The 8,614-nt window shown below is 68.3% G+C and carries 9 protein-coding genes and 2 pseudogenes; 5 read left to right on the plus strand and 6 right to left on the minus strand.

Annotated features, from left to right (window positions below; translation table 11 throughout):
* The first annotated feature begins 130 nt into the window (after window positions 1-130).
* Window positions 131-310 (plus strand): hypothetical protein, encoded by a 180-nt coding sequence (locus tag ACZ5NH_RS44840; protein WP_468784184.1) that lies wholly within the window; start codon window positions 131-133, stop codon window positions 308-310.
* 388 nt (window positions 311-698) lie between these two features.
* Here the strand turns inward: ACZ5NH_RS44840 and ACZ5NH_RS44845 are convergent, their stop codons facing one another.
* The 4 genes from ACZ5NH_RS44845 to ACZ5NH_RS44860 form a co-directional block, all read right to left on the minus strand.
* Entirely contained in the window at window positions 699-1,454 is a 756-nt protein-coding gene (locus ACZ5NH_RS44845; RefSeq protein ID WP_468784186.1) for a 2-phosphosulfolactate phosphatase, read from the minus strand.
* 36 nt (window positions 1,455-1,490) lie between these two features.
* Window positions 1,491-2,285: an IS21-like element helper ATPase IstB gene (gene istB / locus ACZ5NH_RS44850; protein ID WP_468784187.1), complete on the minus strand. Its 795-nt coding sequence runs from the start codon at window positions 2,283-2,285 to the stop codon at window positions 1,491-1,493.
* Window positions 2,286-2,298: 13 nt separating this feature from the next.
* Window positions 2,299-2,580, minus strand: coding sequence for a hypothetical protein (locus ACZ5NH_RS44855; protein WP_468784189.1), 282 nt, complete (start codon window positions 2,578-2,580; stop codon window positions 2,299-2,301).
* 407 nt (window positions 2,581-2,987) lie between these two features.
* Entirely contained in the window at window positions 2,988-3,725 is a 738-nt protein-coding gene (locus ACZ5NH_RS44860; RefSeq protein WP_468784191.1) for a hypothetical protein, read from the minus strand.
* Between the two features lie 524 nt (window positions 3,726-4,249).
* Here ACZ5NH_RS44860 and ACZ5NH_RS44865 point away from each other — a divergent pair.
* Together ACZ5NH_RS44865 and ACZ5NH_RS44870 are read left to right on the plus strand one after the other, a co-directional pair.
* Window positions 4,250-4,990: an alpha/beta hydrolase gene (locus tag ACZ5NH_RS44865; RefSeq protein ID WP_468784193.1), complete on the plus strand. Its 741-nt coding sequence runs from the start codon at window positions 4,250-4,252 to the stop codon at window positions 4,988-4,990.
* A 491-nt stretch (window positions 4,991-5,481) separates the two neighbouring features.
* On the plus strand, window positions 5,482-5,925 hold the full coding sequence (locus tag ACZ5NH_RS44870) for a hypothetical protein (protein WP_468784195.1): 444 nt from the start codon (window positions 5,482-5,484) through the stop codon (window positions 5,923-5,925).
* A gap of 67 nt (window positions 5,926-5,992) precedes the next feature.
* On the opposite strand, the gene ACZ5NH_RS44875 is transcribed toward ACZ5NH_RS44870, so the two are convergent.
* Complete coding sequence (locus ACZ5NH_RS44875) at window positions 5,993-6,892, minus strand: alpha/beta fold hydrolase (protein WP_468784197.1); 900 nt, start codon at window positions 6,890-6,892, stop codon at window positions 5,993-5,995.
* 85 nt (window positions 6,893-6,977) lie between these two features.
* Here ACZ5NH_RS44875 and ACZ5NH_RS44880 point away from each other — a divergent pair, with 85 nt between their 5' ends.
* Together ACZ5NH_RS44880 and ACZ5NH_RS44885 are read left to right on the plus strand one after the other, a co-directional pair.
* A complete protein-coding gene (locus ACZ5NH_RS44880; RefSeq protein WP_468784199.1) occupies window positions 6,978-7,568 on the plus strand; it encodes a TetR/AcrR family transcriptional regulator in 591 nt (196 codons plus the stop codon).
* A 527-nt stretch (window positions 7,569-8,095) separates the two neighbouring features.
* Window positions 8,096-8,236, plus strand: a pseudogene (locus ACZ5NH_RS44885) (IS5/IS1182 family transposase); the annotation flags it as partial.
* Between the two features lie 16 nt (window positions 8,237-8,252).
* Here the strand turns inward: ACZ5NH_RS44885 and ACZ5NH_RS44890 are convergent.
* A pseudogene (locus ACZ5NH_RS44890) lies at window positions 8,253-8,614 on the minus strand (hypothetical protein); the annotation flags it as partial.

An 8,614-nucleotide genomic window follows, 5' to 3' on the forward strand; every position in this document is an offset into this window, starting at 1 on the left:
GTACTTACGTGGTGCTGGCACTGCTCGTGGTTCTCCTTCGGGCCAGGATCATAAGCCTGGCTTCAGGGACTCCACGAAACGGGGTGCAGCTCACAGGGCACGACGGACGGCCGGGCGGGCTGGGCGGTCATTGAGGAGCAAGCCATCCGCGCCGCCCGCGGACCTGCTGCCCGACCCGGGCCGCTCGATCACCTCCATCGCCAAGCTGCTGGGCGTCTCCCAGGGCACCATGGGCCGCCAGCGCCACCGCCCGCGGGTGCCCTACGACACCGACTCCCCCACACACGCGAAACCGGCCGTCGGCCGGTAGGGGCACGCCCCCTGACGGGGGCCCAACGGGGGCTGGGGCCGGGCCCCTGACGTGACCCGGGACGATCGGGCGCAGGCCCGGGGCCGTCGGCCCCGGGGGGCGGTTAAGGCACGGCGCACCAAGGCCCGTTCCGCGCCTCCCGGACGCAAAGTAGGGCCGCCCGCCCCGGGGGCGTGCACCACGGCGTCGGCCGACGGCGGGGCGAGGGGGCGGAGCCACCACTGGACGCATGCCAAGGCCGGCCTCCACACTCCGAAGGCTCGAGCCGAACCGCCGAGCGGCAGCCTGGCTTCGACCGAGTCTGGTGGCCCCACGGGAACGAGCCTGTTGGCCACGATGAGTGATCTTCGCGAGGTGGCGTGAACGAGTCGATTGGCCCCACTCCAAGTCACTGAGCGACGGTGAACGCCCCTTCGATGAGGACGGGAACTGCGGTGCAGGCGTCCAGCTCGGTGGCGACAACGACGTCCTCGGCAAACCCCCCGCCGATGAGTTCCCGCCCGGATGAACTGGTGGCCACTGCGGCACTGACGTCCGGCGTCGCTTGGAAGCTGGCCGCTGCCACCGCGGCTTCCGGTGAGAGCATGCCGCTGAGCCGTTCATCCAGTGCCGCGATGATGGCTCCCGCGCCGAGCAGGTCCTCCATGGCGGGCCGCAGACTCCCGTCGGGCCACCGCTCGCCCGAGGCGATCACCGCGACGGCCCGGTCGGCGGTCCCGTAGCCCTGGCGGACGAGCCAGTGGCCCACAGCCGTTGCGTTGCGGAGAGCCCCGGCGACCACACGTGACGCGCCGGCCGAGGCAGCGATGGCGGAACCGTTGGGTGAGGGAAGGACCAAGCGGGGGGTGAAGGGAGCGCGTCGTAGTGCCGCGGGAGACAGCGACCAGGGCGATGACGTGGTGGCCATCCGGCGTCCGACTGCCAGGGCCGCGCCTTTTTGATCGGCGAATGTGGAAGCAGTCGCATCACGCCAGCGATAGGGGAAGACGCGTGTCCCAGACTCCACCGCGACGGTCACCGAGGTGGTGAATGACAGCACATCGACGACCACGATGCAGGCGGCGTCTGCTGCCAGGCGATCCGCGCCTGTGGGACCCCACTCGAATCGAACCCCGTGGCCTGTCTGCAGGTACCAGTCGTCCATGACCAACGATCATGCCAGCGGAAGGCCCGGGTGTGGTCAGGAGCCTGCAGTTGTCTGCTGGCGCGCTTTGGTGTGGGCAAGGCGATAGGAGTCGCTGCCCGTCTCGATGATGTTGCCTCCGAAGGTGAGACGGTCCACGATGGCCGCGCAGAGCCGGGGGTCGGTGAACGTCTTGGTCCACGCAGAAAAGGACTCGTTGGAGGCGATCGCCATACTGTTCTTCTCCTCGCGCTCGGTCAGCACCTGGAACAACAGTTCGGCGTCGCGCCGGTCCAGCTCCATGTAACCCAGTTCATCAATACAGAGAAGATCGACTCGTCCGCAGCGGGCGATGGTCTTGGTCAGCTGCTTCTCGTCAGCGGCCTCGACCAGCTCGTTGACCAGCTTGGTTGCCAGGACGTACTTGACCCGGAAGCCGGCCATCGCGGCCTCGGTGCCCAGCGCGATCAGCAGGTGCGACTTGCCGGTCCCCGAGTCGCCGATCAGACACAGCGGCAGCCCTTTGCGGACCCAGTCGCACGAGGCCAGCGTATGGATGGCCGCCGGGTCGATGGCGGAGTTCGCCTCGAAGTCGAACGTGCGAAGCGTCTTCTCGCGGGGAAAACCCGCGGCCTTGATCCGGCGCTCGGAACGGCGGCGATTGCGGTCGTCGCACTCGGCCATCAGCAGCTCGGCCAGGAACCCGCGGTAAGTCATCTGATCGCGGGCTGCGGCGTCGGCGAGCTCGGAGAACTGGCTCCGCATGGTGGGCAGACGCAGGTTGCGGCAGGCCGCGTCGATGGCCGCGTCGGCGGCGGGCTCGGTCAGACCACGGGAACGGGTGGCGCTCATGGCGGGGACTCCCTTAACTGGTGGGGCGCTCGGCCGGAGACCGGGTATGACGAAGGAGCTGGTCGTAGGCGGCCACCGAGGGCAGCGGCCTGGGATCCGGGGGCAGCGCGGCCAGCCTGCGCGCGGTCAGCGACACCACCGGAGAGGCGACATAGCCCGGCACCGTGTCCGGGGCTTGCTCGCCAGGAGTTTCGCGTTCGGCAGCGAGGCGGGCTTCCAGGGCCACCGCGTCCGCGGTGAGAGCCCCAGCCTGCAGGGCGGCTGCGATCCCGGCGACGACGTGGTCGTGGCTCATGTGCCGGTGCAGCAGCAGAACCTCGATCAGCGCACGAGTGCATGCCCTTCCGTGAACTCGGGATCGCATCCGAGCCGCTGGGGCGCTCGAGCTGGCAGAGTCGCTGACCGGGGCAGTCCGGAGCAGAAGGATGAACCGCGGCCTCGGCATGGACGAATACGCCGACTACGTACGAGCGGGCAGCCCAATCGTGTGGCCTGTCAGCTAGGGCCGACCCCGCATGCACTGGTCCCACCAGCGAAGACGCCAGTACTCACCGCGTCGAACTGAGTCAGATCACGAAGTCCGACTGCCGTACCAAGCACCGACCACGGCCCCGGCCATGGGGCTGCTTCCCGCTCGTGACCATGGTCGGGGTCTCGTGGTCGGGGTTTGGTCGGGGACCTGGGGTTCCACTCTCAGCGGTCTCATACCTGGTCGGTGTGCGGAGGCAGCAGACCGTCGCCGGGCCAGAGGGCTTGCTCGGCCACGAGCTGGGTGAGGTACCTGCCGATTTCTGCAAGGACCGTCTCGCGCTCCGTGGCCCCGTAGACGAGGAAGTCGTCGGCTGCGGCGTCGTAGGCGCGGACGTGGTGGTGCGGCCCTGTGCACAGCAGGGCCCGCGCGATCTCGGGCAGGCCGAGGCTGAGGGCGTCGCACCGGCCGGCGTGGACGAGCTGGACCAGGTCGGTGGTGACGCCCTCCCGGTCGCCGACCTTGGGCCAGTCGGCACCGCCGCCCAATTCGTGGGTGAGGGCGGCCAGCGGGATGATCTCGCCCGTTCGACGAGCGCGGGTGAGGAGGTCGTGGATGCGGACGCCGTCGGGCTGGCGCACCTGCGGGTGCAGCAGGGAGGCGGCGGCCACCACGGTGGTGTTGATCTCCTGGGCGCCGTCGCCGGGGTAGTACGGCTCGTGTGCGAAGAGGAGGTAGACGTCCGTTGTGCGCATCGCGTTGTCGGGCTGGGCCTGGGTCATGGGGCGCTCTGCCTTCAGTGCTGGCGTGCCGGGCGTGCGGCGGGGTGTTGGCCAGGTCGTGCGCGTAAGGCTGGGCGGGTAGGGGCCCTGCCGTGCCTCGTGCCCGCCGGGCTGGTTCTCCTCGCCAAAGCGGGCCTCGGTACGGATGCGCTCCAGGGTCTGGGTGACTTGGCCGGCGAGCTGGACCATCAGCCGTTCGCGGTCGGTGAGTTGGGTCGAGACCGTACGGGTGTCCTGGTCGTGGAGCAGGCCGGCGGCGTCCCACAGCAGGTTGTGGCCGATCTCGGCCGAACGGCGCAGCGCGTAGCGGTCGTTGTCGGCGGCGGCCTGGACGAGTGGCTTTGTTCACGAGAACGAACAGCACCTGTACACGAGTTTGGGAGGCGTCGGGGGTGCGACGTGTTCGATGTTCGTGAGGAACGACAGCACGAATGCACCTCGCCGTCGCAGAGCCACCACTAGGGAAACCCGCGACGAGGCCCCCCAGCAGCTCTGCGCAACGTCTCCGTGGCGCCCGGCCACGAAGACTCCGCAAAAACCGTTTGACGGACGAGGGCCGACCACTGCTACATTTCCGGAGGCCGTGCGAGAGAGCGAGGAGGTGGTACCCGTGAACGCAGTATTGACATGGGTGCTCCCCTCCGGGGTCACGGTCGGGCGATAGACAGGTCGTCCGGGAGCGCCGTTGTAGTGCACTCCCGAAAGGCACGACCATGCATTTCACTTCCGAGCAACGCCTCGACGACGGCGTCCTCGAACGCGAATTCACCTTCGGTGAGATCCCCGGCATCCTGTGGACGCCCGAAGCCGCATCCACTTCCGCACCGGTGCCTTTGATCCTGCTCGGCCACCCCACGCTCGGGTTGCGCAAAATGTACCCCCGACTGGTGGCCCGGGCCCGGCACTGTGCGGCGGAGGGGTTCGCCACGGCCACCATCGAGCTCCCCGGAAGCGGCGTCCGGCCCAGTTGGCCCGCCGTCGACCAGGCCCGCGCCGACCTGCGCCGGGCGATGCAGGCCGGCGAGCCAGTCAGCGACGGGATTGTCGACGCCCTCATCCTCCCGCTGGTCGACAAGGCGGTCCCGGAATGGCAGGCCGCGCTGGACGTCTTCCTGTCGCTACCCGAGATCGGCGGTCCGGTCGGGTACTCGGGGGGAGTGATCTCTATCGGCATCCGGCTAGCGGTGGTCGAGCCGCGCATCGTGGCCGCCGGTCTGTTCGCGGGAAGTCTTGTACCTCGCGTCATGTTCGAGGAAGCCCGGCAGGTCACTATTCCGCTGCATGTCCTGCTGCAGTGGGACGACGAAGGTAACGACCGGCAGGCGTCCCTGGACCTGTTTGACGCCTTCGGCTCCAAGGAGAAGTCCCTGCACGCCAATATGGGCGGTCACACCGGCGTCCCGCAATTCGCGGGAGAAGCCGCTGCCCAGTTCTTCACACGGCACCTGAAATGAGGCCGGGCCGTGAGACCGGCAGCAGAAGGTAGCTGATGCCGGCGGCATACTGCTCATCGAGGACAGGTCCCGACCCTTCCTAACCGTTTACGCCGTGGGCCCCTGCTGAACTCTCGGCAGGGGCCCACGCTGCCGCAAGTCATGAACTGTTCGATTTCTGCAGAGCCTTCGAGGGCCTCACAAACTCGTGTACAGGTCAGGGCTGATGCGTTCTCAGCCAGCGAGATGAACTGATCGCGTGTGTACGCGTCGCTGCGGACGGTTTGCCCGGTTCGCCATTGAGCGGTGTCCATCGCGAAGTCGCAGGTCACGGGTCTGGTGTGAATAGCAAGTTGGGTGCTCGTGGCGGCCGGCGGCCGATGACCATGGTGTAGATCATCGGGCAGGTCCGGCTCTGGCGGGATGCCGGGTTTGGCTGCGCCCACGACCGGCCTCCGCCTACGATCCGCCAGCAGGTCGGCACGCCGTGAGAACGCTGGAGGGCACGGGGGATGCAGGAACGGCAGCGGATCACCGCCCGCCGGAGCGAACTGGACGCTCTCGCCGAAAAGTTGGGCAAGCACTCCAAGAGGCAGGCCGAGCGGCACGAACTGGCGATCGCGGAGCGAAGTGTTGAACCGCCTGGCCGAGCAGGCCCGGGCCGACGCCGGGCTGTCGCTCCGGCATCGGCGAAGGTGGCCGGGCGGGCAGTCCTGCTCATCCCGCACCGCGGCGACGCGGCCGACGAAGGCGGGCTGCCCGGCGACTACCGCAAGATCCTGGCGATCGTGCGGGAGGCGGACGGCCCGGTGCGGGTCAGGGCGGTCAGCGAGCGGCTGGGGCTGGACGCCTCGGCACACGGCAAGCTGGAACCTTTGCGGGCGAAGATGACCAAGCCCGCCGCCCGGGGCTGGCTGCACAAGCGGGGCGACGGGCGGTTCACGGCACGTCCGTAGGCGCGCGGGGCGGGCCCGTAACTGACGGGCCCCCGACGGCAATGGGGATCACCCTCCTACTAGAGCACTAACGGCCGCTGAAGAAGTCGGTGAGGGCGGCGGCGACGGCCTCGGGCTGCTCCTCGGGGATGTAGTGACCGGCGTCGGGCACGATGACGCCGGTCACGTTCTCGGCCCACGGGCTGATGGAGGCCGCCATATCCGGGATCGAGCCGTGGCTGCTGGAGATTGCGAGGACGGGCGCGGTCAGCCGCCGTTGCTCGAGTGCCGCGCGGTTCTTGCGCGCGGACTCGGCGGCGTCGCGGTAGCAGGCGAGGCCGGCGCGCAGGCCGCCATCGACGGCGAGGGCCGCGCCGTAGTGGTCGAGCTCTGCTTCCTCGAACGCGTCGGGCGCGAGGGACTTGGTCTTCAGGAACCAGCTGATGTACTCCCGCTCGCGGCCGGCTATCAGCGTCTCGGGAAGATCGGGCACCACGTGGAACGCGAAGTGCCAGGTCTTGAACGCCAGAGTCGGCTCGAGGGGGATCGCCTCCGGCATGGTGATACCGGGAATTCCGGCGTCGAGCAGCGCGACCCCGTGCAGTCGGCTCTCGTGGTTCAGGGCGAGGGAGAAGGCGACCCAGGCGCCGATGTCGTGCCCGGCGAGCCAGTAGTCCCGCACGCCGAGAGCGTTCACGGCCGCCTGGATGTGCGCGGCGACCGTGTGCGTGTCGTAGCTGAGCTCCGGATGCTCGGAACTGCCTTGGCCCGGCCGGTCGATCGCTATGACCCGGAACCGATCGGCGAGAGCAGGCATGACCTTTCGCCAGGCCCACCACGTCTGCGGGAACCCCGTGAGCAGGACGACGGCCGGTCCGTCCGGCCGACCGCCTTCGACGGCGTGCAGGCGGACGCCGTCGGCGTCGACCCAGCGGTGCGTGAATCCGGCCAGGTCAAGCAGGGGCAGGGCGGGGACGGGGTTGGTCATGGGAATCCTCCATCGAGGCGGGTGGACCGTGATTCGACGCTAGCACGTCTTGAACTGATCAGTCCAAGATGAGAGGATGGGCCGCATGGCAGGCAAGAAACAGTTCGACATGGACACGGTGCTCGACGCCGCGATGATCCAGTTCTGGCGCTCCGGCTACGCCGACACCTCGCTCGACGACCTGTCCCGGGCGACCGGCCTGAACCGCAGCTCGATCTACTCCTCGCTCGGCGACAAGGACGCGCTCTTCCTTCGCTGCCTGGATCGCTACGCCACGCGCTACGGCGACAAGTTCGACGCCGCCCTCTCGTACGCGGCCGAGGACCCCGTCGCCGCCGTCCGTGCGTTCTTCGACGTCACCCTGGGGCGCATCGCCGACCCCGCCGTGCCCGACGGATGCCTCATGGCCCAGTCGGTCATGGCGAGTCCGGCACTGAGCCCGAGCGTCGCAGAGCATGTCAAAGAGTTGTTCGGCCTCCAGCGCCCGCGCCTGCGCACCGCGCTGAAGGCCGGCGGAATGTCCGACGAGAACGCCGAGGACTTCGCCGTACACGTAGCGGCCGTGAACCAGTCTCTCGCGGTGATGGGTAGGGCCGGGTCGAGCCCGGAGCAACTCCGGGCGATCGTCGGGGTGACCGTCGACGCGCTCGCGCGGGCGCTGAGACCGGTCGGATAGCTGGCATATCAAATTTCTGTCTGAAAGTCATAGGCGCTCCTCAATGTTCGGAGGGGCAAGACAGATGGCTGATGTAACCGGCGTCAACTTTGGCGGGTTGGAGGAGTCGTCCCTCTGAGAGTGACGGAAATACACATCACGGAGCCCTGCACGGCGGTGACCTGCGCCGACGTGCAGGGCTCCGTCGTGCCACCGCGTCGCCCGTTGTCCGGCGATTGTCGTCTGGTGCCCACGCGCCGATACCGGACAACCGTGAGCCCGCTAGAAAAGTCCGTGTCGGGGGCCACGCCCATGGCTCGTGCGTTCTCGCATGGTGGGATGAGGCTGTCGCCCACCTGCGGTGTCGCGTCTCGAACCCATGTACGCAGAGATTTGACATAAGAGCACGGATCCTGCTGATCGTGTGGTCGTCTACGCCATGGGCAACCAGCCGGGACTGTTCGAGGCACTCGACCGACTCGACTGGAAGGCCGTGCCGATCGGCCACGCAGGAGCCCCACGGTGGCCAGTGGCGTCGCCGTGGGCGGTATGCCCGCCGCAATGACGTGGAACGAACGATCAACACGCTCAAGGCATTCCGCGCTGTGGCGATGCGGTTCGACAAGCGGGCGTACGTCTTTCACGGCACCGCCACCGTCGCAGCGATCCGGCTGTGGCTTCGGTCATGACCCTTGAGGGCAGTGTTCAGTTCTGCCAGAGGAACGCGGCCTCACCACAGGGTTGGCAGCTGAAGAGGTAGCCACGGCCCCCGCCGCCGAAGTTCGCCTTGGTGGCGAAGTCATGGCCCTCTTCGAGCTCGGCCGTGAACGCCATGCGGTTGGCGCAGGTCGGACAGTCGGGGGTCTCGTCGTCCTGGATCCAGTCGGGTTCACCGCCCAGCCGTCCCAGCACCGGCTGTTCAGTCGGCGTGTCAGCGGGATGGCCTCTTGACATCCTCGCCCACCTAAAGGACAAGGCCATGAAGTTACGGGTCGGGTCGTGGCCGCAAGTGAGGGCTGATCTGGAAAGACGCCGGACGCGAGAAGCGGAGCCCCGGTAGAACTGGC

The sequence above is a fragment of the Streptomyces sp. NPDC031426 genome (genome assembly GCF_055581585.1).